Below are 19,167 nucleotides of genomic sequence, written 5' to 3'. Positions count from 1 at the left end.
AATACATTTAATTTTTATAGACACGTCTGTCATAATCTACTGTTATTATAGATGGAACACAACAATTAGAAATATCAAAAGTGATGGTGTTACATCCAATTGCGCTTCCCCTAATAGACCCTCCATTTTGTCCAAAGTTTGAATTTACTTGGAAAGTTGCTGTGTTTCCACTAGAACTTATCAAGGTAATACCAGAACTTAAGGACGTCCAATTTACATTACTAGCGCCATTATAAGTATACGTTAAGATATCACCTTCTACACCGCAATTAGGTCCAGAAATTGAACATGTTGGAGGAATAATGTTGCAAGTTTCTAAAAGCACTTGATCTTTACATCCAAAACTGCCATCACATACAGCTTGAATCCATGTATTTGTACTATTGAAGGTTGAACTAAACGTGAACGACTGACTTGACGACCCAAGACCATTAGGACCTAGAGGTGTAGCTGGCGTTATACCAGATCCACTATAAGTCCAGTACACATTTCCAGATGGGTTATTGCCATTACAATTTATTGTAAATGTATAGGTGTTTCCTGGAATAATACATAACGGACCACTCATAGGACAAGGACCATTTGGATTATATTGAATTTGACTTCCTCCTTTTTTTCTTTGGCTAAACTCATCATTTACAACACGAGTTTGTTGATCACTATTATCGGTTATGTCATTATCTGAGTTACAGGCGTAAAATGTCATACAGATTATTACTAAAAAGGAGGCTAAAATTTTTACTTGAGTTTTCATAAAATAAATTAAATATAAGTTGGCTCTTACTCTTTTTAGGATTTTCAGATATCTCCTTGGTTCACTACTATGAGATAAGTGGTTTAAAGTTTTATCATTCATTGATGTAACTTCTAAAAAGGTAAGATTAACGTTTGACCAAAGACTATGGGAAAGCCTTAGTATTATTATGGGAAAACCATACAATTTGACTTAAATATAAGCTGATTATATGTTGATTTAATACTGAATATTGAAAGTGTTATACGTATAATGTATTGATAATGTGTGAATTATGTTGGTGTTTATGCTATTGGAGCTAATAGTCTTTATGACGAGTTCATTAAAACAAAAACGGCTTCGAGGTGTTTATTCTGCCTTTAGTTTTGAAATGATACGACTCACTTCTTTCGTTTCAAACTTCTGAATGACCTTTAGGAAAAACCGAATGATTCTGGATTTAGGAGCTGCGATATGCTGACTTAGTTTAAGTACCAATTGATCAATTCCATTTTTGGTTGTTTCAAATTGGGAACTTCCCGTTAAAGGCCAGAGTAAGTTTGCCGAATTCCAAGATTGCTCGCGTGCTTTTCGCATACTAAAATCGATAATTTGTTCATCTGTGTTTTTTCCTAGCCAATCTAGAACAAATAGGAGTGGAGACACACGACTTAGTCGATCTTGCAACTCATTAGTGATCTGAAATAGAATGGCATTCACCTTATTGAAATCCTGCTCAATATCTCGAATGTCTTTTCCAGACATCGTTGTAGCTGTGGCTATCGCGAGGTCTAGATTGATGTGTGCATTCATACCCAACATAATGTGTTGTACAATATTCAAAGGCTCTTTGGCATGTTCAAAGGCAAAAGCCCAAGACGCACTTACAGGTTGATTGTTTTTATAGGCTTTGTAGGCATCTAAATACAAATTCGCAAAGTCTACATCTAATAGCTCTAGACGTTGGTTGTCTTCAAAATTTCCCAGAACAATTTCCGCTGCTATTTCTGCCGTAGTACGCCTATAGATATAGGCAAACAAACCCAACCTGCTATTCGTGGCAATACTGTCGCTAATGATGCTATCGAGTTCATCTAAGACTTGCTGTATGGTTGTTGGACGCGGCATGATGGTTTGGTTTTAGGTTGCTTGTGAAAGTGACGATGTTGGTAGTTTATTTCAATTGTTCAAAGATATCTATTGGAAATTCATGATTAATCCATTTTTCTTTATATGATTTAGCACCATATGTTTTCCATAGAGTTTTTAGAATATTCCTAACTTCGTTGACATAATTTACAGTTGTTGTTTTTCCAGATAGTATTAGCGTAAATGTATCATCTTCAATAGCATTCCAATCTGTGTGGTCATTATACCATCGTAATTCATAAGCTATTTCTTTCTCAGAAAACTTAGATATAACTAAATGATGTTCACCAGGCTCATCCATAAATATGACACGTTTCCCTTTGTCTTCCTTAATACATAGTGCCGATTCACCTAACTGTTTAAGCGTATCGTGCAAGTAAGACGTCCTAATTTGTTGCATGAGATGTCCATTTCCTATAGTTGCAGTTGCCCAACCTGCATCTCCTAAATTGTACTCTATATAAATCATTTTAGATTTATGACCTTTGTATTAGTGATTGTTTTTATTTTCCAAAAAGTCTTGATAAAAATCCCTTTTTCTTATTCTTAATCACCCAAATTAATTCATTTGGGTGCCTTTCCGTAAACTGATTTGAACCCAATTTTCCCCAAGCAAAACCATCCTTATTTTGCCCGGTTCTTAAGTCGGCAACTGTCCATTCATCTCCGTCAAATTTTGCTAGGAAGTCTCTGAATTTAGGGTATTTATTTTCGAATTCGGTTTTAGAAGTGCAAAGCTTATTTTGATTCCAAATTGTCATTGTTGTTTTATAATGTATTTCAGTCATATGACATTTATCTGGACGTTCATAAAATTCTAAAAGGTGTTTGAGATATTCATTAAGACTTTGAGAATGAACAACAAAAACCGCCGGATCATGACAAGCAAAGAATACTTTACCTAATTCTCCATCTGTGTTTAAGTCTAGAATCCAATGATTTCCAAATCCGTCATGTCCAAGAGTGATGGAGTTAGCAGATAATTCCCAAAACCCAAAGTCTCCAATGGAGTCAAAGTAAACCATTTCTGGACCGTAACCATCCCAACCTTTTGTTTGTTTCAGTATTTCTATTAATTGATTATCAATTTTCTTATTTGGGAACTGCTCCTTTAATTGTTCAATTTCCGAATCAGTTAAACCATCTTGAAATTCAAGCTGATATATTTCTCCATCCTCATCTACAAATGTCGATGCTTTGAGTTTATTTATGATTTCAAGGTTTGTCATATTGCTCTTTTCAAAAAACCGTTAACGTTTTGGTGTATGGCTAGGTCTAAGTTAGTAAAAGGAAATGAATCAGAGGAAAATATTTAAGGTTTCATGTGTATACAAAACAGTTATGAATTAAACTTGTTATGGTGCTTTCGTTGTTTTTTAGTTACGCCTATATTTTATATAAATTTTAATATCTTTATGATTATGATAGGAACATACGTATTAATAGGACTTGTTGTTTTAGCTGCATTTTATGGCATTGGAATTTACAACAGATTAGTAAAATTAAAAACGCTTGTCGGCGAAGCATGGAGTGGTATAGACGTTCAATTGAAAAAGCGCTATAACTTAATTCCAAACTTAGTTGAAGTTGTAAAAGGCTATGCAAGTCATGAAAAAGAAACGTTTGAGAACGTCACAAAAGCAAGAAGCCAAGCACAGAATGCAACTACAGTTGAAGGACAACAAGCTGCAGAAAATGGGTTAAACAAATCACTTATAAACTTGTATGCGGTAGCTGAGCAATATCCTGAACTCAAAGCAAATGAGAATTTTTTAAGCTTGCAAAATGAATTGTCAGATATTGAATCTGACATTGAAAAATCAAGGCGATATTATAACGGCACGACACGCGATTATAACATTTTAATAGATTCATTTCCTTCAAACATTATAGCCGGAATGACGAACTTCACTAAAGAAGCGTTTTTTGAAATTGATACCGAAGCAGAACGTGAAAACCCACAAGTAAAATTTTAAAGTGTTAAAAAAACTCTTTTTTATTGTACTATTAATGTCGAACGTTTTTGCCTCGTTTTCGCAAAGTGAGCGCATACTTTCATTTCATTCTGATATAGAAGTGGATACCTCAAGTACTATTATTGTAGATGAGACGATTAAAATTTATGCCCAAGGAAACATCTTTAAAAGAGGTATTACACGTACGATTCCAACAGAAGGTTTAGACAGTTTAGGACAAAAAGTACTGTTTGATTTTAAAATTCTATCCGTTGAAAGAGATGGTAGGTCTTCAAAATATCATACCAAAAAAGGAAGTGGTACGATTACCATTTATGTCGGTGAAAAAGATGTGTTTTTAAGTGAAGGCGAATACAGTTATACGATTACATATAGTATGGGTAGACAGATTCGCTTTTTTGATTCCTACGATGAAATTTATTGGAATGTAAATGGTTTTGATTGGGATCTTCCTTTTGATCAAGTGTCAAGCCTAGTCACATTACCAGAGGGAGGAAATAGTATTCAAAATGCTTGTTATACAGGAAGATATGGTAGTGATAGTGCCAATTGTAGCCCAGAAATCATATCTGATAACAGCATTCGTTTTAGTGCCGAAAACTTAAGTCCTGGGGAGAATTTAACTGTAGCAGTAGGTTTTAAAAAGGGTATTGTACAGCAGCCTGCTCCACCGCCACCTCCAACATTTCTTGAGAAATTTGGAGCCCTTCTTTTAAGTGGATTTATAAGCTTGATGCTTTTGTTTTATTACGGATTTACTTGGTTGAAATTTGGTGTAGATCCACCAAAGCCAACTGTATATCCACAATTTGAAGTACCAGAAAACATGTCGCCTGCATCTGTTGGTATGTTAGATAAACAGCGTTATGATGGCGATTTGATTACAGGCTCAATTTTAAATTTAGCTGTAAGAGGCTACCTTAATATTGAAGAAGATGCCCAAGACTATGTTTTTGGTTTATTTAAAAGCAAAAAATTTGTCATCCATAAACTAAAGGAAGTCGATAAAGAGCTCAAAAAGGAAGAACGCGTGCTGTTCAAAAAACTATTTTCGAACACTTCTACTTTAGCATTAGACGGAAAATATAATTCTAAAGTAAAAAGCGCTGTTACTGCATTTAGGACATCATTATGGAAACAACATCGAGGCCTCATTTATCAGGGTTTTAATGCCAAATTTTGGATTGCTCCTATATTAACCATAATTGCTTATATCTTCTTGTTTATATTTCTTTCGTCTAATTACCTTCGGGGGGAAAATGACGGATTGATATTCGGTTTATTTTTGGGATTAAATATTATTTTCTTTTTGATTTACCAATATTTAATAAGAAAGCCTGCTGTGGAAAAACTCAGACTTAAATCTTTGATAGATGGATTTGAGATGTATATGAATGCAGCGGAAGTCAAACAAATAGCTCATTTTAATCCGCCAGAGTTAACACCAGAAAGATTTGAAACATTATTACCATATGCAGTCGTGTTAGGAGTAGAACGTGTTTGGGGGCAAAATTTTCAAAACTTAATTAACAAATCCGTAATTGATCAAGACTATCAGCCTACATGGTATAACGGTCAGGTAGGGAATTTCTCGACATTTAATCACACTTTAAATTCATCACTTTCCAATTCCATAAGCAAATCTGCTACACCACCATCAAGTAGTGGAAGTGGCTCAGGTGGCGGTGGGTTCTCTGGTGGTGGCGGAGGCGGAGGCGGGGGAGGCGGCTGGTAGTTGTGTTTTTAAATGAGGCATCTACTCATTCTACTTTCATCACCAATGCTTGAAGAAATATCAAACTTGACGCGTTAGCCACAGCGACACCTCCTTGAGGCGTCCAACCTTCTTGGACCCTTGAATGCACTTCTTCCCAAAGGTCTTGAGTTGACCTTCCTTGTGCTATCATACAATGTAACTCCATTTCTTATCGTTTTTATGTTAGGTTCTGTTTTAAATCTGTTGTATTTAATTGTGTGAAAACAATAACTCCTTCATGTTTTTATAAGTAATCGTCCAAAAGAGAAGTTATCAGCTTCAAATAATAGTTGTACTTAAAATTACTTTGAAAGTGAATGCAATACAATACGTAGAACTACGTATTTTTTAGAGAGTTTTAGGATAGGACAACCTGTTTCAGGCCTCTATATAAGTCACGGAACTTAGAGAGAAGTCTTAGTATTATGAGCAGTAAGGTTTTAACTGAAGTATTATGATGTTCTATTACTCATAAAAAATGGCAACTTCATCTAGTGCTTTTCGTTTCAAATCGGGCACATATGTTGGGAATTTTGGGTAACCTATTGGAAGTAATAAAAATGCTCTTTCGTTACTAGGTCTATTCAAGGTTTTGGCCAAGAAATTCATTGGACTAGGCGTATGTGTTAGGGTAACTAAACCAGCATCGTGAATCGCAGAAATTAACATACCACAAGCAATTCCGATAGATTCATTGACGTAGTAGTTATTATGCTTTGTTCCGTCATCTCCAAATTCGTATACTTTTTTAAATGCGATAATTAACCAAGGCGCAACGTCTAAAAAAGGTTTATGCATATCAGTAGCCAGGGGTTCTAAGTCCTTTTTCCAGCGCTCACTCATTCTGTTATCGTAACTTTCCTTTTCTTCAATTTCTGCTTCTTTACGAATTTTGGATTTTAAAATTGGATTAGACACAGCACAGAATGTCCAAGGTTGTTTGTGAGCACCTGAAGGTGCAGTAGACGCACTTTTAATTAGGTTTTCGATAACCTCTTTAGGGATAGCCTTATCAGAAAAATCCCTTACAGACCTACGTTTATCTAGCCAATTATGGAATGTTTTACTTTTATGGATTATGTCATGCTCTGAAAATAATTCTATCTCAAAAGAATTATGTCTGTATCCATTGATGATTATATGATCTGGTGATTCCATACTTTTTTTAATCTAAATTATGTTGAAATGCTCTGCCCAAAGGTTAAAAGGTTGCTGTCTGGGTCGAGTATAGAAAATTCTTTTTGTCCCCAAGGTTTAATCTCTAACGGTCCATTTGGATGTATTTGTGTGTTGTTATCTAATAGTGATTGGTAAAAACTATCGATGTTGTCAGTTCTGATGTATACCATTCCATAGTTTTCTTTAGGGTCTATTGCTTTAAATTCAAAGAAGTGAATTTGAATTTGATCTTTTTCCATCATTAAATAACCATCAAAGTCGGCACTACCGAATACATTAAATCCTAAATTGTTTTTATAAAATTCTTTGGTAATATTTTTGTCACGCATTGGTAACTTCGGATGGATGTCTGTTAGCATAATTCTAAATTATAAACTTTATTTTGACTGGTTAATAACACGTTTGTATTGACTGGAACTAAATTAACAAAAGAAAACGAACCAGAGGAAAATTGTTATGGTTTTGCCAACGTTAGTTCGCTATGCACATGTCCGAGTAAATAAGGAACTAACAATTACTCAGATGTCTTATTTAGTTTCATATAAAATTTTTATCATCAAAATTGAACTGGGATCTTCGGTAACCAATTTAATATATTGATCATTCTTTCCTAATTCGGCCAAGACATTATTACTTGGATGACCGTAAGTATTATAACTTCCAAAATTTATTGGACATATATATGAATCCTTACTTAATTGTTTAATATCAACAGATTTAATGTCACCATGATGAGGTATTTGAAACATAATTACCTTTTTCCAGTTTGATCCAAATATGTTTTTTAAATCATAATCATTCATACTCGAGTCCCCTGTGTATACAGAGCTAATTCTATTTTTTAATGTTCTACGATATCTAGGAAATAAACTAATTGATTGTTTTAAATCATAATACTTCAACGCGCTTATGTTGGGGTTAATAGGGCCAGAATATATGACCATTGAGTTTTGATTGATATCACCTTTAACCTTTTCGTAAAGTCGTTTTAATTTCTTTCTTAATTGTTCGGTGTAAACAAAATGTTTACTTAATTTCTTAGGGTCAATGCCTTCTGCTTTCAATAAAGACAGAAACTGTTTTGACCTCGATAAATGGTCTAAATTGAAGGGGATATACTCCCAGAAATCTATCCTGAGTTTTGTTCCTGATGTTATGAAAGGAGTTTTAATGTCATCAATTTGAATAGTAGGTGCTTGAGTTTCTTCTTCATTATTTTCAAAGGGTTGAACCTCTATGATTTGTGATTCTGAAAAAAAATCTTGTGGCGAATCGATGATGCTTTGAATATCTTGCGTTACGCCCATCCCTTTGTATAATTCTGATAATAGAAATCTATTTTCACTTGATATAAAAGGCATAACAACTTTTTTTATTCTAAAGTTCGTTTGGAGAATTGGTATTTTGCTTATGTGGTCATAATCGAAATGAGAGATAAAAAGTATATCAATAGTTGCTCCCTTTGCGAAACTGTTTTTAACTAACTGATATACATATTTTGAATTTCTGTTTGGCCAATCTACACCACAGTCATAAACAACATTAAAATTATCATGCCTTTCTGAAATAAAAGCACCTTGCCCAATCGGATGAATTATTTTAATCAGTTCTCTTTCCATTTGAATATGCTGTCTAACGCGTTAGTATATTAGTAGTTAGGTTGGCAAGAACTAAATTAGCAAAAGAAAACAAGTAAACACAGAATGCGCTACAAATTATGCATGTTGTTGTGGCTAGTTATATCTTACTTTTTTTGTTTTGAAATGCAAATCCTATCTCATTTCTATTTCAAAAATATTCTATTTAGTTTATTAGTTATATAGATAGTTAATCTTCAGAAAATAAAGCTTAATTTTAAAACTATTGTCAAGTAGGTTGAAATGTTATGAAATTATATATAAAATACATGGTCAGCTTACGATGTAAACTCATGGTGAAATATGAGCTAGAAAAACTAGGGTTGCATTATACAAGTATTGAACTTGGTATGATTGAAATAAAAGAGAATATTACTAATGGACTAAAACAAGAACTGAAATCAAATTTAGCTCTATCTGGTCTGGAATTATTAGACGATAAAAAGAGTATACTCATAGATAAGATTAAAAATGTTATAATTGAAATGATACACTATTCTGATGAAGTTCCAAAAACTAATTATTCAGACATTATTAGTAAAAAATTGAATTATGATTATACTTATTTGTCTAATATTTTTTCCGAGGTCAAAGGCATTACAATACAGCATTTTATTATCAAGCATAAAATTGAAAAAGCCAAAGAGCTCATACTCTATGACGAGTTAAACCTTACAGAAATAGCCTATAGACTTAATTATAGTAGTGTAGCCCATTTATCTAATCAATTCAAAAAAGTAACAGGACAATCCCCTTCATTTTATAAGAAAATAGGTAAAAAAAGAAAGTATAATTTAGAGAATCTGTGATTTATGTAAGTTAGAGTTATTGCTATGTAACTGAAACTATAATAAATCAATCAAATTTGCATTGCTATTAATCAATTAGGGTAAGTCCAAATGAAATATCTCATTTGGCATGTGAAAGCAGACTTACTAGTCTGCTTTTTTATTTTTTATAATACAACTGTATCTGTGATATATGTAACTCATTTAGTTTTTTTTACAATACTATAAATAACATTTACATTAACTTAAATGACAATCAATTAAATACTTAAAACAATGTCAAAAGAAAAAGAAGGTAAGAAAAAAAACAGTAAAACTCCTGCTGCCAAAACAGCTAAAGAAAAAAAAGCTGCTAAAATTTTAAAACGAAATGCAAAAAAGTATTCAGAATAGAGAAAAGGGAAACATTAGAACATTTGAAGGATGAAAAATAGTGAGTTTGAAGAATCTATTAAATTTAATTTACTGGACTTACTAAATTATAGTACGAATACTATTGGAGTAAAAAATATAGTTGTTGAAAACACATGTGTCATACAAGTCTTTGCTTTTGATTTTGGAAAAGTCCAGTTATATGAAAAGTCCCCTTTTTCTCGATTCATTTATATTATTGAAGGAAAAGCTGAAGTAGTTATCAACAACAATTCATCCTTTATGCAAACTGGAGATTCAGTTCTTATTCCTAGGGCTGTTGGCAGTTCAATTGAAGCCAACCTACCATTCAAGATGATATGTACTACAATAAAAAATGGTTAGATAATTTTGTTCTATCATTAAAGAAATAATCATAAAAAAATCATGGAAAATAGATTTAAAGCTGGCGATTTTGTGTTCGCCAAAGTTAGGCCTTCAGTGCCACTCATTGTTAGAGTATATGCTAGGAAAATATACTATTGTAATATTCAGGCAGACCCTACTGCAAAAGAGCTTGTCTATTTTGAGAGAGAACTAATGCCATATATTGACGATCAATTAAAAACTAATAATTTAAAAATGAATAACTATGAAAAGTAATGCATTAGTTTATTGTGAAAATGAATTTGGAAATACAGATGGAAAAGTTGCAAATGGTTTAGTTCGTCAGTCGGAAACCTATACAATTGTTGGAATTATTGATAGTACAAAAGTTGGTTTGGATGCAGGCGAATATCTCGACGGTGTAAAAAATGGGATTCCTATTTTCAATAACTTGGAAAGTGCTTTAAAAGAATTGAAAAATATTCCTCAATATTTTATTTATGGTATAGCGCCTCTCACTTCTTTTTTGAGTAACCAACAAAAAGAAATAATTTTTACTGCCATCAAATACGGAATGAATATTGTTAATGGTATGCCAGAATTTTTAAATGATAATGTTCAATTCAGAGATATTGCCAACAAATATGGAGTTACTATTCAGGATGTGAGAAAACCTCCAAAACGAGAAAACCTCCATAATTTTACAGGAGGTATAAAGAATGTAAAGATTCCTATAATTGCAGTAATGGGAACTGACTGTGCGGTAGGAAAACGAACGACTGCTTTACTTTTGGTAAACGCTTTGAGAGAAAGGGATTTTAATACTGTGTTTGTAACCACAGGGCAAACTGGTATACTCCAAGGGTCAAAATATGGTGTTGCTATAGATGTTTTAACTTCTGGTTTTGCTTCGGGAGAAGTTGAAAATGCTATCTTAAATGCTTGTAAGAAAGAACAACCAGATATTATAGTTGTTGAAGGTCAAGGTGCTTTAAGCCATCCTGCTTTTACTTCTTCAAGTGCAATTTTACGTGGCGCAATGCCAGATGCAATTATTCTTCAACATCCACCAATGCGAGAAAATTATTGCGATTATCCTAATATCCCAATGTTGTCACTAGAGGATGAGATAGAGATGATAGAAATATTTTCTAAATCAAAGGTAATTGCTATTACTATTAATCATGAAGATATGACTGATCAAGAAATTGATAATACTATTATAGATTATCAAATAGATTATAACCTACCTACTACAGATGTCTTGAAGCATGGATGTGATAAACTGATAAAGGAACTATTAAAAACATTTCCGAAATTAAAGAGAGAGCCCGTATTACTTTGAAAATCCCTAGGATAGATATTGATATTGGAAAAATCGCCCATAACATTCAACAATTAAAAAAGCTATATGGCTCCAAAGGAATTCAAATTACTGGTGTTACAAAGGTCATTGGTGGCAATCCACTAATCGCTTCAATTTTAGTAAAAAAAGACATAAAGATTCTTGCAGATTCTAGAATTGAAAATATTGTGAAAATGCGAAAAGCTGGTGTTCAAGCAAAGTATTTGTTATTGAGAACACCTGCTTTAAGCCAAGTAGAAGAAGTTGTTATTTACACCGATATAAGCTTAAATTCTGAACTCATCGTCCTAAAAGAGCTATCAAAATATGCTATAAGGAATCAAATTATACATAAAGTGATTCTTATGGTGGAGCTGGGAGATTTACGAGAAGGAATTATGCCTTTAGAAATAAATAACACTGTAAAAGAGGTACTACTATTAAAAGGGCTTTCCTTAATAGGGATAGGTTCAAATCTTGCTTGTTTTGGAGGAATAGGGCCTGATGCCAGCAAAATGAGTAAGCTATCATCAATAGCGACACATTTAGAAAAAACTTTTAAAATTAAATTAGCAATTATTTCTGGCGGAAATTCTGCAAACTATCATTGGTTCAAATCTTCAAAAAATGTGGGTAGAATAAATAATTTACGATTAGGAGAGTCTATCTTTTTAGGAAGGGAAGCACTTTGCAGAAAGCCAATACCTAGACTCTTTACAGACATTTTTACATTAGTGGTTGAAGTAATTGAATCAAAAATAAAACCTTCCAAACCTTATGGCAAAGTATCTCAAAATGCCAATGGAAAAATTAAAAAATTCAAAGAAAAAGGTTTAATGGATAGAGCTATTCTAGCTATAGGAGGACAAGATGTTGATGTTTCAGGAATTACTCCAAGGCAAAACATTGATATTTTGGGTGCAAGTAGTGACCACATTGTGATAGATAACACCAAGTCAAATTTAAAAGTAGGAGATACTGTAGAGTTTGACTTGAACTATAGTGCTTTATTAAGAGTATTAAATTCACCGTATATAACTAAAAATACAATCAATTTTAATGAATGTAAAAGCGTACTGCAAAGCAGTTGAAGCAAAAGATAGTAGGAACAAACTTTTAACTCCTTCAATTAGAATTTCAGAAAATAACTCGCCATTAATAAGTTTAATTAATACAGATTTTAATTTAATTTTTGAGCCTTCTATTTCTGTAGATTATATGTACCTCGTTAGAGAAGACATTCTTGGGAAAATAGGGAGAATTAGTGAAAAGTTAAATGCCCAAAATAAGAGGTTGATTATTCGATCAGCATGGAGATCTTCAGAGCATCAACAACTTTTATGGGATACTAAATTTGAATTTTTTCAAAAAGAGTATCCAGAAAAATCCTTCTCCGGAGTTAAAAAAATTGTTAGTTATTTTATTGCTTTTCCTACAAAGTCAATGCATGCTACTGGAGGTGCAGTAGATGCATTAATTTATGATGATGCTAAAAAATGTGTAATGGATTTTGGCACGAACAAAGGATATGATATAAATCTTTCTAAAAAGTGTTATCCTTACTATCCCAAAATTAGTGAAGAAGCTAAAGAAAATAGAGCACTATTAATAGGTTTGTTTCAAAGTGAAGGTTTTGTATGTGATCTAAAAGAATATTGGCATTTTGATTATGGAAATGCTATTTGGGCAATCGAAAAAGAAAAGGAATTTGCTATTTATGGGTCAATCTCTAAATTGGATATGTCAATTAACATAAAAAATTAAGCAGTCCTTACTAATCAAAACTAGGTTGCTAAAACACTATTCTATAGATTTGAACTGAAATAAATGCTTATTGAAATAACCCTATTTGAACTTAAAGTAGGTTCTAAAAAACATTAAAAGTCTCAAAACGTCACCTTGTTTTCTATCATTTTTTATTAGCCACAACTGGTTGCATACGAATAAAATGTCCTGATTTCGGTGAGATTTCACCCAAAAACAGAAATTATATCGCGGTTTTTATTACCATTAAAGCTATTAAATTATACAATACCATTTATACGTAGAATTACGTATATTTTAGAATAAATTATTCAGCTACAAAACCATCCCAACGCTTCATATAGGTCACAAAATCTGGACCTAAGCCTTGGGCTTTCAGGTAGGTTTCAGAGACAGGTAAGCCTGTAGGCTTGAAGTCTGGGTTTTTAAGCACTTGCTTTGGGAAGTCGTAATGCAAAATGGCAGAGCGTCCTATAGACACAAAATCAACACCTGCATCTAATACCTTTTGTACATCGGCTCCTGTTCTAATCTCGCCTGCAACTGTCCATTTCACAGTTTTGAAATCGAGTGCACTAAAATGCTCGAGTAAAGAGCGGTTTTGGTGCTCGCTGTCTTCGGGTTGCTTAAACACATCCCAGAGAGAGATGTCTAAAAAATCAATGTTGTGATGGTCTATCAATTGCTGCGTAATGGTTGTAATCTCTTGGAGTTGCATTCCAAAACGTTCAGGGGAGAGACGTACACCAAGCAAGAATGTTGGTCCGCAAGCAGTTCTAATACCATCAACAATTTCAAAAAGGAGACGCGAACGATTGCTGAGACTTCCGCCATAATCATCATTGCGTAGATTGATCTTAGAGCTTAAAAATTGGGTCAGGATATAGCCATGAGCGCCATGTACTTCCACACCATCGTAACCCGCTTTTTGGGAACGTATGGCAGCCGCAATAAAATCGTCACGCAATTGGTGGACTTCTTCTAAACTTAACGCACGCGCATTGTATTTGTGGTGTTCTGAAGGGCAAACAGCTTTCTCATTAATCACCTCAAAAGGAGAGCGCATTCCAGCATGATGCAACTGAATAACCGCCAGACTTCCATGAGCTTTAATACCATTGGCAAGTCGTGTATGGCCTTCGATATGATCATCAGAAAAAATGCCTAGCTGTCCAGGAAATCCTTTGCCTATCACTTGCACATGCGAGGCGCAGGTCATGGTTAATCCAAAACCACCTTTAGCACGCATGGTAAGCCAATCATATTCGTCATTAGAGAGCGAACCATCCTCATGGCTCTGAGTGTTAGTCATTGGCGCTAACATAAACCGGTTGGGCATTTGAGCACCACAGGTAAATTGTAATGGAGAATCTGGTTGCTGTGTCATGGCTTATTTTTTACTAAACCATTCAGCCAGAGCATCGAGCTTATCACTATTATTATCTACCCAATTTTCATAATTCTCATTGGCAGATTGTGTTATGTAGTTACAATAGGCTTCCATATGATCGCTTTTTGCTAAATCATAAAAAAGCGGCACATACACATCCCAGTAGATGCCTTTCTTTTTCTTTTTATCTTGAAGTTCACCTAGAATGGTAAAGAAAGAATCGGTGTTTTCAACAAACATCTCGTCATCAGACTTCCCTTCATTTTCTTCGTATGATTTGGACGCTTCTAGCAAACCAAGCATCATTTCGGCTGCACCAAATTCGTTGTCTTTAGAGGGTAACGACAAGCTAATTGTTACGCTTTTAGGGTCGTCTTCGTCTTTGGTAACATTGGCGCTCATCATGGTTTTAATGAGTTTTACAGCACGAGGAGAACGACTGCTTGTTGGTTCTAGTAATAAAAAATAATGAAGGTTTAGCAGACTTTGCACTTTATAGTCTTTATCAAAGTTGAGATAGCCCAATAATAAATGGCTACTCGCATGATCGGCTTTTTGCGCTATACCAAGTGTCACATACTTTTCGGCATCTTCAAACTCTTTTAATTTGTAATAATTAAGTGCCAGATTATAATAGAGTAGGACATCAGGAAATTTACGAATCCCTTTTTTAAAGAGCTTTATAGATTCTTTTGTCTTTCCTAAATTATCCAAGCATGATCCCTTTGTGATATAGGCTTCCTTTACATACTTGTCGTCATTTTTAATCACGACATCAGCATGTTTTATGGCATCTTGGAAGTCCTTTTTATAGAAGTAGCTTAGTGATAATTCGTAATGAATTAATGAAGATTTAGGCTCAATTTCTAGGGCCTTATTATATTCGGCAATAGCACTGGCATAATCCCCATTATCATGGAATGCTATTCCTTTTTCAATAAAGTCGACAACCTCAGGAGATTGCGCAAGAGATAAATTAAAGCTAAGTACTAGAAGTAAAGCGGTTACGAATTTCATATTTAGACATTTAAGGTTATCCTAAATATCCAAAAACTATAACGAGTAACAAAACAAAATTTGAGAAACCCTTAATTATTCGATAACAACCGTTTTTACAAAACGCTTATTATTAATTTTGAACACGGCTAAATATTGCGCAGAGGCAATACTATCTATAGCGATAGTTTGCGTTTGCTTTGTAAGTCGTTTTTCGTAAACATCTTTACCAAGCATATCTACGAGTTTAAAATCTATGGCGCGTTGCACAGGGTTTTTAAATTCGATTTTAAAATAATTTTTAGAAGGATTAGGAGAGATGCTTACCTGATTGTTAAAGTTGTCCTGCTCTTCAACACTTAACGATTCGAAAGCTAAAGCAAATTCCATAGCCGCACCTAAAGAACCTTTAGTGACTTCAAAGGCGTAGTTGACATCCATATTGGCTAAATTATCATTAGCCGTATGGTTTACTGGAGATATATTCTTTTCGTAGATACCAGTAATAATTTCACCATTGTTTTCAAAAGGAATATAATCTGAAGCAAAGGCATTAGAAATTTCAGTTTCTAGATTAGAATATAGTTCCATACAAGTGGCTAGGCTATTTGTGGCTGTATTTGAAGCAGCGTTGTTTGATGTTGGATTAGACTCATCACGTTCGCAAACAATAGTATCATTTATTAAGCCATTAACACCGCCAACTTCATCAATATTAAATACCAATTTGATATCCAGATTCTCAGGAATTACAGTATTGTTTACATAATAATTGCTGCCAATTAAACCATCTTCTTCACCAGAGAAATGAATAAATTTAATAGAGTATTCTGTGTCGATATCTTTTAAAAGTCGCGCGAGTTCTAAAAGCAATACAGTGCCTGTTCCGTTATCATTTGTACCAGGCCCATTAATGGTATCGTAATGTGCGTCAATAATTAAAAACGTATTTGGGTATACAGTTCCCGTTTTAGTAACAATAATATTATTACTCGTTCCGGCAGCGTAAGTAAAAGGCTGTAATTCAACATCGGTATAACCATAACTTTGGTAGCGTGCTGTGATCCAATTTTGAGTATTTGTTAATGCAGTAGAACCAACGGTTTTAATACCGAAATTTTCGAAGGCTGTTAGGTCGTTCAGAATGTTTGTTTCTGAAACATCTGCAACAACATCGGCATAAAATTGATTAAACGTTTGCGCATTGGTAAGGTTAACGAAGCAGACTAGGCATAAAGTTAGGGCTAATTTTTTCATAATAGTTTGGGGTTTATTCGGGGTTATTTTCGGTATAAAAAGTAATTATTTACAAGGTCAATATAAATACGTTTGGCTTCATCTTCACTAACATCTTTCACCTGAAACAGCGCATTGGTTTTAAAAGCATTAATGATGGGCTTACTACTACTTGGTCTGCCATAATCGTTACTTGCTTTTTTATAATAGGCATAAAGGCGTAATAAAAAATCGGCAGGAAATGGCTCGGTATGCGCATTGATACGTTCCACTGCTTCGTTAAACGCTATGTCTAATTCTTCTGAAGTCATACTTTTTCGGCAATAATACTTTCGCCTCCTTTTACCTTTTGATTTAGTTCAACTTTTATATCGGCATCTAAGGGTAAATATAAATCTACACGTGATCCAAATTTAATAAATCCAGAATCAGATCCCTGAACAGCACTATCTTCTACCTTAGCATAATTTACGATACGTTTTGCTAGAGCTCCAGCAATTTGTCTGTAGAGTACTTTTCCAAAGTTATCATTTTCAACAACAACAGTGGTACGTTCATTTTCTTCACTAGCTTTAGGATGCCAAGCCACAAGATACTTTCCAGGATGATATTTGCTGTACGTCACATTTCCGCTAATAGGATAACGTGTTACATGAACATTTAAAGGTGACATAAATACAGATACCTGAATACGCTTGTCATTAAAAACTTCCTTTTCAAAAACTTCTTCGATAACCACAACTTTACCATCTACAGGAGATACAGCTGTATGGTTTTCTAATTTAGTATGACGTTTTGGGTTTCTAAAAAACTGTAAGATAAGCACCAATAATACTAAGAGCGTTATCATTAGTAATAGTCGTAACCATGAGATATCAATAAATTTATCAATGGCTAAAGCCGAAATGATTACAATTACAAGTGTAATGAATATGATTTTATAACCTTCTTTATGAAACATAAGTGACGAGTCTTAAAAATAAAAATATAAATGGTGCCGCAAAAATAATACTATCCAAACGATCTAATAATCCACCATGACCTGGCATGATGACACCGCTGTCTTTTACGTTTGCTTGGCGTTTAAACTTAGATTCTATTAAATCTCCAAGCGTTCCAAAAACACTTATAATAATACTCAATATAAGCCAATTGGTAAAGCCTAGAGTCTCTGTAAAGTTAGCAATAAAATAGCTAGCAATACATGAAAAAAAGAGTCCGCCTAAAAAGCCTTCAACTGTTTTTTTAGGAGAGATTCTAGGAAATAGTTTTTGTTTTCCAAAGTTTTTCCCAACCAGATACGCAAAAGTATCATTAACCCAAACAAGTATAAATGAGCCAAGTAGAAGTAAAGGCGTAAAGGTTTGGTTGAAATTAGCAACGCATAATAAAAACACAAAACCACTTGATAAATAAAATGTTGTTATGATAAAACGTTTTGAGCTAAATAGCGGAATTGTTTTTTCTGAAAATAGATCTTTTATTAAGATGAGTTGTACAAATATGGTTATGACCAATAAAATTTGTGCAGCTTCGTCTATGCCTTTAGCGGAGTCTACAATAACTTTCCAGTAGGCAAAACCTAAGTATAGAATTGTAAATACGATATACGGAAAGAAACTCTTGAGTTGAATGAGTTTTTTAAACTCGGCCATACTGATAAGTCCAAATACAAAAAAGAGTGCGATTACGGCATTTTGCCAATATAATGAACCAATAAGAAGCGACACATATAGTAGTCCTGAGATCGCTCTTGTACCAATTTCTTTCATTTATAAGTCTTCTAAGAGCAGCAAATATAAGTTTTTTGAGCTGCTTCCGTAAGTCAAAAAGTCTTTATCTTCGACTGTTTTAAAATGTTTTATTGTGGTAATGTTTGTTGGGATTTTCTCTCTATTCTTACCTTTAATTCCTCGTAAACCTTCTCCGATATTCTGAACAAACTGACTTGTTGTAGCATAAATCACAAAATTGTCTGGAAGTTCTTTTAATTTCTTTTCTGCAATTTGATTTGAAGATATTAAAAGTGAGCCATCATCAGAAATAAGGTATTCGCAGGTTGAAAAAAAGAAGGTGCTTTCTGAAATACGTTTGGTCATATTAAAGTCGAAATCTTTAAATAAATCATTTAAACGCTCATCAAATAACAGTACTTTATCATCTTCCCAACTATTTTCTATTAAAATCGAATTTAGGCTGTCTTGAACTTCCTGCATATTTTCACAATACAAGAATTTTCCTCCATTAGCTTTGAAGTTTATCGTGAATTGTTCATCAACGGGCAGCTTTATTTCGGGCATGTATTTGCCTCTCTCTTCGCTTTTTATGTTGTCTTCTGGTGTGTTTTTTAAACCGAAGATTTTACGAAATAGACTCATGTATAGGGATTGCTATTAACCTAATAGAATTAATGTAAGTATCAAATATAAAAAAACTTAAATTAATGTGAGTCAATTTAAGTTTTTTATAAGATTATTTAA

The 19,167-nt window shown here is 33.6% G+C and carries 23 protein-coding genes; 8 read left to right on the top strand and 15 right to left on the bottom strand.

Annotated features, from left to right (window positions below; genetic code table 11):
• Window positions 1–7 precede the first annotated feature (7 nt).
• From Q0893_RS15450 to Q0893_RS15435, 4 genes are all read right to left on the bottom strand, one after another.
• On the bottom strand, window positions 8–754 hold the full coding sequence (locus tag Q0893_RS15450) for a hypothetical protein (RefSeq protein WP_298903606.1): 747 nt from the start codon (window positions 752–754) through the stop codon (window positions 8–10).
• A 348-nt stretch (window positions 755–1,102) separates the two neighbouring features.
• Entirely contained in the window at window positions 1,103–1,861 is a 759-nt protein-coding gene (locus Q0893_RS15445) for a DUF5995 family protein (protein ID WP_299277306.1), read from the bottom strand.
• Window positions 1,862–1,907: 46 nt separating this feature from the next.
• Window positions 1,908–2,351: a hypothetical protein gene (locus tag Q0893_RS15440; RefSeq protein ID WP_299277303.1), complete on the bottom strand. Its 444-nt coding sequence runs from the start codon at window positions 2,349–2,351 to the stop codon at window positions 1,908–1,910.
• 34 nt (window positions 2,352–2,385) lie between these two features.
• Entirely contained in the window at window positions 2,386–3,111 is a 726-nt protein-coding gene (locus tag Q0893_RS15435) for an SMI1/KNR4 family protein (RefSeq protein WP_299277300.1), read from the bottom strand.
• 192 nt (window positions 3,112–3,303) lie between these two features.
• On the opposite strand from Q0893_RS15435, the gene Q0893_RS15430 reads away from it, so the two are divergent.
• On the top strand, window positions 3,304–3,858 hold the full coding sequence (locus Q0893_RS15430; RefSeq protein ID WP_299277297.1) for a LemA family protein: 555 nt from the start codon (window positions 3,304–3,306) through the stop codon (window positions 3,856–3,858).
• 34 nt (window positions 3,859–3,892) lie between these two features.
• Window positions 3,893–5,593 (top strand): DUF2207 domain-containing protein, encoded by a 1,701-nt coding sequence (locus Q0893_RS15425; protein WP_299277294.1) that lies wholly within the window; start codon window positions 3,893–3,895, stop codon window positions 5,591–5,593.
• Between the two features lie 25 nt (window positions 5,594–5,618).
• Here the strand turns inward: Q0893_RS15425 and Q0893_RS15420 are convergent, their stop codons facing one another.
• The 4 genes from Q0893_RS15420 to Q0893_RS15405 form a co-directional block, all read right to left on the bottom strand.
• Entirely contained in the window at window positions 5,619–5,780 is a 162-nt protein-coding gene (locus Q0893_RS15420) for a DUF1737 domain-containing protein (RefSeq protein ID WP_298903601.1), read from the bottom strand.
• 299 nt (window positions 5,781–6,079) lie between these two features.
• Window positions 6,080–6,772 (bottom strand): nitroreductase family protein, encoded by a 693-nt coding sequence (locus Q0893_RS15415; RefSeq protein WP_299277291.1) that lies wholly within the window; start codon window positions 6,770–6,772, stop codon window positions 6,080–6,082.
• 17 nt (window positions 6,773–6,789) lie between these two features.
• Window positions 6,790–7,152, bottom strand: coding sequence for a VOC family protein (locus Q0893_RS15410; protein ID WP_298903599.1), 363 nt, complete (start codon window positions 7,150–7,152; stop codon window positions 6,790–6,792).
• A gap of 168 nt (window positions 7,153–7,320) precedes the next feature.
• Window positions 7,321–8,412 carry an MBL fold metallo-hydrolase gene (locus tag Q0893_RS15405; RefSeq protein ID WP_299277287.1) on the bottom strand — a complete coding sequence of 364 codons (1,092 nt, stop codon included), beginning with the start codon at window positions 8,410–8,412 and terminating at the stop codon, window positions 7,321–7,323.
• A 266-nt stretch (window positions 8,413–8,678) separates the two neighbouring features.
• Between Q0893_RS15405 and Q0893_RS15400 the strand changes: the two genes are divergently transcribed.
• The 6 genes from Q0893_RS15400 to Q0893_RS15375 all read left to right on the top strand — a co-directional run bounded on the left by Q0893_RS15400 (window position 8,679) and on the right by Q0893_RS15375 (window position 13,065).
• Window positions 8,679–9,239, top strand: a complete 561-nt coding sequence (locus Q0893_RS15400) for an AraC family transcriptional regulator (RefSeq protein ID WP_298903593.1) — start codon at window positions 8,679–8,681, stop codon at window positions 9,237–9,239.
• A 402-nt stretch (window positions 9,240–9,641) separates the two neighbouring features.
• Window positions 9,642–9,974 (top strand): hypothetical protein, encoded by a 333-nt coding sequence (locus Q0893_RS15395; protein WP_298903592.1) that lies wholly within the window; start codon window positions 9,642–9,644, stop codon window positions 9,972–9,974.
• A 42-nt stretch (window positions 9,975–10,016) separates the two neighbouring features.
• Window positions 10,017–10,232: a hypothetical protein gene (locus Q0893_RS15390; protein WP_298903591.1), complete on the top strand. Its 216-nt coding sequence runs from the start codon at window positions 10,017–10,019 to the stop codon at window positions 10,230–10,232.
• Window positions 10,222–11,301 carry a DUF1611 domain-containing protein gene (locus Q0893_RS15385; RefSeq protein ID WP_298903590.1) on the top strand — a complete coding sequence of 360 codons (1,080 nt, stop codon included), beginning with the start codon at window positions 10,222–10,224 and terminating at the stop codon, window positions 11,299–11,301. The genes Q0893_RS15390 and Q0893_RS15385 overlap by 11 nt, the downstream gene beginning before the upstream one ends.
• Complete coding sequence (locus Q0893_RS15380) at window positions 11,298–12,392, top strand: alanine/ornithine racemase family PLP-dependent enzyme (protein WP_299277280.1); 1,095 nt, start codon at window positions 11,298–11,300, stop codon at window positions 12,390–12,392. Before Q0893_RS15385 ends, Q0893_RS15380 begins: the two co-directional genes overlap by 4 nt.
• Window positions 12,361–13,065: a M15 family metallopeptidase gene (locus tag Q0893_RS15375; protein WP_299277277.1), complete on the top strand. Its 705-nt coding sequence runs from the start codon at window positions 12,361–12,363 to the stop codon at window positions 13,063–13,065. The genes Q0893_RS15380 and Q0893_RS15375 overlap by 32 nt, the downstream gene beginning before the upstream one ends.
• A 307-nt stretch (window positions 13,066–13,372) precedes the next feature.
• Here the strand turns inward: Q0893_RS15375 and Q0893_RS15370 are convergent, their stop codons facing one another.
• The 7 genes from Q0893_RS15370 to Q0893_RS15340 all read right to left on the bottom strand — a co-directional run bounded on the left by Q0893_RS15370 (window position 13,373) and on the right by Q0893_RS15340 (window position 19,065).
• The gene (locus Q0893_RS15370; protein ID WP_299277274.1) at window positions 13,373–14,452 is read right to left on the bottom strand and encodes an NADH:flavin oxidoreductase; all 1,080 of its coding nucleotides are present in this window, start codon (window positions 14,450–14,452) and stop codon (window positions 13,373–13,375) included.
• Window positions 14,453–14,455: 3 nt separating this feature from the next.
• The gene (locus Q0893_RS15365) at window positions 14,456–15,472 is read right to left on the bottom strand and encodes a tetratricopeptide repeat protein (protein ID WP_299277271.1); all 1,017 of its coding nucleotides are present in this window, start codon (window positions 15,470–15,472) and stop codon (window positions 14,456–14,458) included.
• Window positions 15,473–15,547: 75 nt separating this feature from the next.
• Window positions 15,548–16,708 carry a M20/M25/M40 family metallo-hydrolase gene (locus tag Q0893_RS15360; protein WP_299277268.1) on the bottom strand — a complete coding sequence of 387 codons (1,161 nt, stop codon included), beginning with the start codon at window positions 16,706–16,708 and terminating at the stop codon, window positions 15,548–15,550.
• 23 nt (window positions 16,709–16,731) lie between these two features.
• Entirely contained in the window at window positions 16,732–16,998 is a 267-nt protein-coding gene (locus Q0893_RS15355) for an acyl-CoA-binding protein (protein ID WP_298903585.1), read from the bottom strand.
• Window positions 16,995–17,648, bottom strand: coding sequence for a phosphatidylserine decarboxylase family protein (locus tag Q0893_RS15350; RefSeq protein ID WP_298903584.1), 654 nt, complete (start codon window positions 17,646–17,648; stop codon window positions 16,995–16,997). Before Q0893_RS15350 ends, Q0893_RS15355 begins: the two co-directional genes overlap by 4 nt.
• A complete protein-coding gene (locus tag Q0893_RS15345; protein WP_299277263.1) occupies window positions 17,638–18,459 on the bottom strand; it encodes a phosphatidate cytidylyltransferase in 822 nt (273 codons plus the stop codon). The genes Q0893_RS15350 and Q0893_RS15345 overlap by 11 nt, the downstream gene beginning before the upstream one ends.
• A complete protein-coding gene (locus Q0893_RS15340; protein WP_298903582.1) occupies window positions 18,460–19,065 on the bottom strand; it encodes an LUD domain-containing protein in 606 nt (201 codons plus the stop codon).
• Window positions 19,066–19,167: the final 102 nt, after the last annotated feature.

The sequence above is a fragment of the uncultured Psychroserpens sp. genome (assembly GCF_947494225.1).
Taxonomy (GTDB): domain Bacteria; phylum Bacteroidota; class Bacteroidia; order Flavobacteriales; family Flavobacteriaceae; genus Psychroserpens.
The sequence above is the reverse complement of the archived record's forward strand: the minus strand, read 5'-3'. Positions and strand labels throughout refer to the sequence as shown.

Bases quoted from the DNA above. Each gene is read 5' to 3' on its own strand.
- Q0893_RS15450 (WP_298903606.1), bottom strand. From the start codon at position 754: ATGAAAACTCAAGTAAAAATTTTAGCCTCCTTTTTAGTAATAATCTGT.
- Q0893_RS15445 (WP_299277306.1), bottom strand. From the start codon at position 1,861: ATGCCGCGTCCAACAACCATACAGCAAGTCTTAGATGAACTCGATAGC.
- Q0893_RS15440 (WP_299277303.1), bottom strand. From the start codon at position 2,351: ATGATTTATATAGAGTACAATTTAGGAGATGCAGGTTGGGCAACTGCA.
- Q0893_RS15435 (WP_299277300.1), bottom strand. From the start codon at position 3,111: ATGACAAACCTTGAAATCATAAATAAACTCAAAGCATCGACATTTGTA.
- Q0893_RS15430 (WP_299277297.1), top strand. From the start codon at position 3,304: ATGATAGGAACATACGTATTAATAGGACTTGTTGTTTTAGCTGCATTT.
- Q0893_RS15425 (WP_299277294.1), top strand. From the start codon at position 3,893: ATGTCGAACGTTTTTGCCTCGTTTTCGCAAAGTGAGCGCATACTTTCA.
- Q0893_RS15420 (WP_298903601.1), bottom strand. From the start codon at position 5,780: ATGGAGTTACATTGTATGATAGCACAAGGAAGGTCAACTCAAGACCTT.
- Q0893_RS15415 (WP_299277291.1), bottom strand. From the start codon at position 6,772: ATGGAATCACCAGATCATATAATCATCAATGGATACAGACATAATTCT.
- Q0893_RS15410 (WP_298903599.1), bottom strand. From the start codon at position 7,152: ATGCTAACAGACATCCATCCGAAGTTACCAATGCGTGACAAAAATATT.
- Q0893_RS15405 (WP_299277287.1), bottom strand. From the start codon at position 8,412: ATGGAAAGAGAACTGATTAAAATAATTCATCCGATTGGGCAAGGTGCT.
- Q0893_RS15400 (WP_298903593.1), top strand. From the start codon at position 8,679: ATGAAATTATATATAAAATACATGGTCAGCTTACGATGTAAACTCATG.
- Q0893_RS15395 (WP_298903592.1), top strand. From the start codon at position 9,642: ATGAAAAATAGTGAGTTTGAAGAATCTATTAAATTTAATTTACTGGAC.
- Q0893_RS15390 (WP_298903591.1), top strand. From the start codon at position 10,017: ATGGAAAATAGATTTAAAGCTGGCGATTTTGTGTTCGCCAAAGTTAGG.
- Q0893_RS15385 (WP_298903590.1), top strand. From the start codon at position 10,222: ATGAAAAGTAATGCATTAGTTTATTGTGAAAATGAATTTGGAAATACA.
- Q0893_RS15375 (WP_299277277.1), top strand. From the start codon at position 12,361: ATGAATGTAAAAGCGTACTGCAAAGCAGTTGAAGCAAAAGATAGTAGG.
- Q0893_RS15370 (WP_299277274.1), bottom strand. From the start codon at position 14,452: ATGACACAGCAACCAGATTCTCCATTACAATTTACCTGTGGTGCTCAA.
- Q0893_RS15365 (WP_299277271.1), bottom strand. From the start codon at position 15,472: ATGAAATTCGTAACCGCTTTACTTCTAGTACTTAGCTTTAATTTATCT.
- Q0893_RS15360 (WP_299277268.1), bottom strand. From the start codon at position 16,708: ATGAAAAAATTAGCCCTAACTTTATGCCTAGTCTGCTTCGTTAACCTT.
- Q0893_RS15355 (WP_298903585.1), bottom strand. From the start codon at position 16,998: ATGACTTCAGAAGAATTAGACATAGCGTTTAACGAAGCAGTGGAACGT.
- Q0893_RS15350 (WP_298903584.1), bottom strand. From the start codon at position 17,648: ATGTTTCATAAAGAAGGTTATAAAATCATATTCATTACACTTGTAATT.
- Q0893_RS15345 (WP_299277263.1), bottom strand. From the start codon at position 18,459: ATGAAAGAAATTGGTACAAGAGCGATCTCAGGACTACTATATGTGTCG.
- Q0893_RS15340 (WP_298903582.1), bottom strand. From the start codon at position 19,065: ATGAGTCTATTTCGTAAAATCTTCGGTTTAAAAAACACACCAGAAGAC.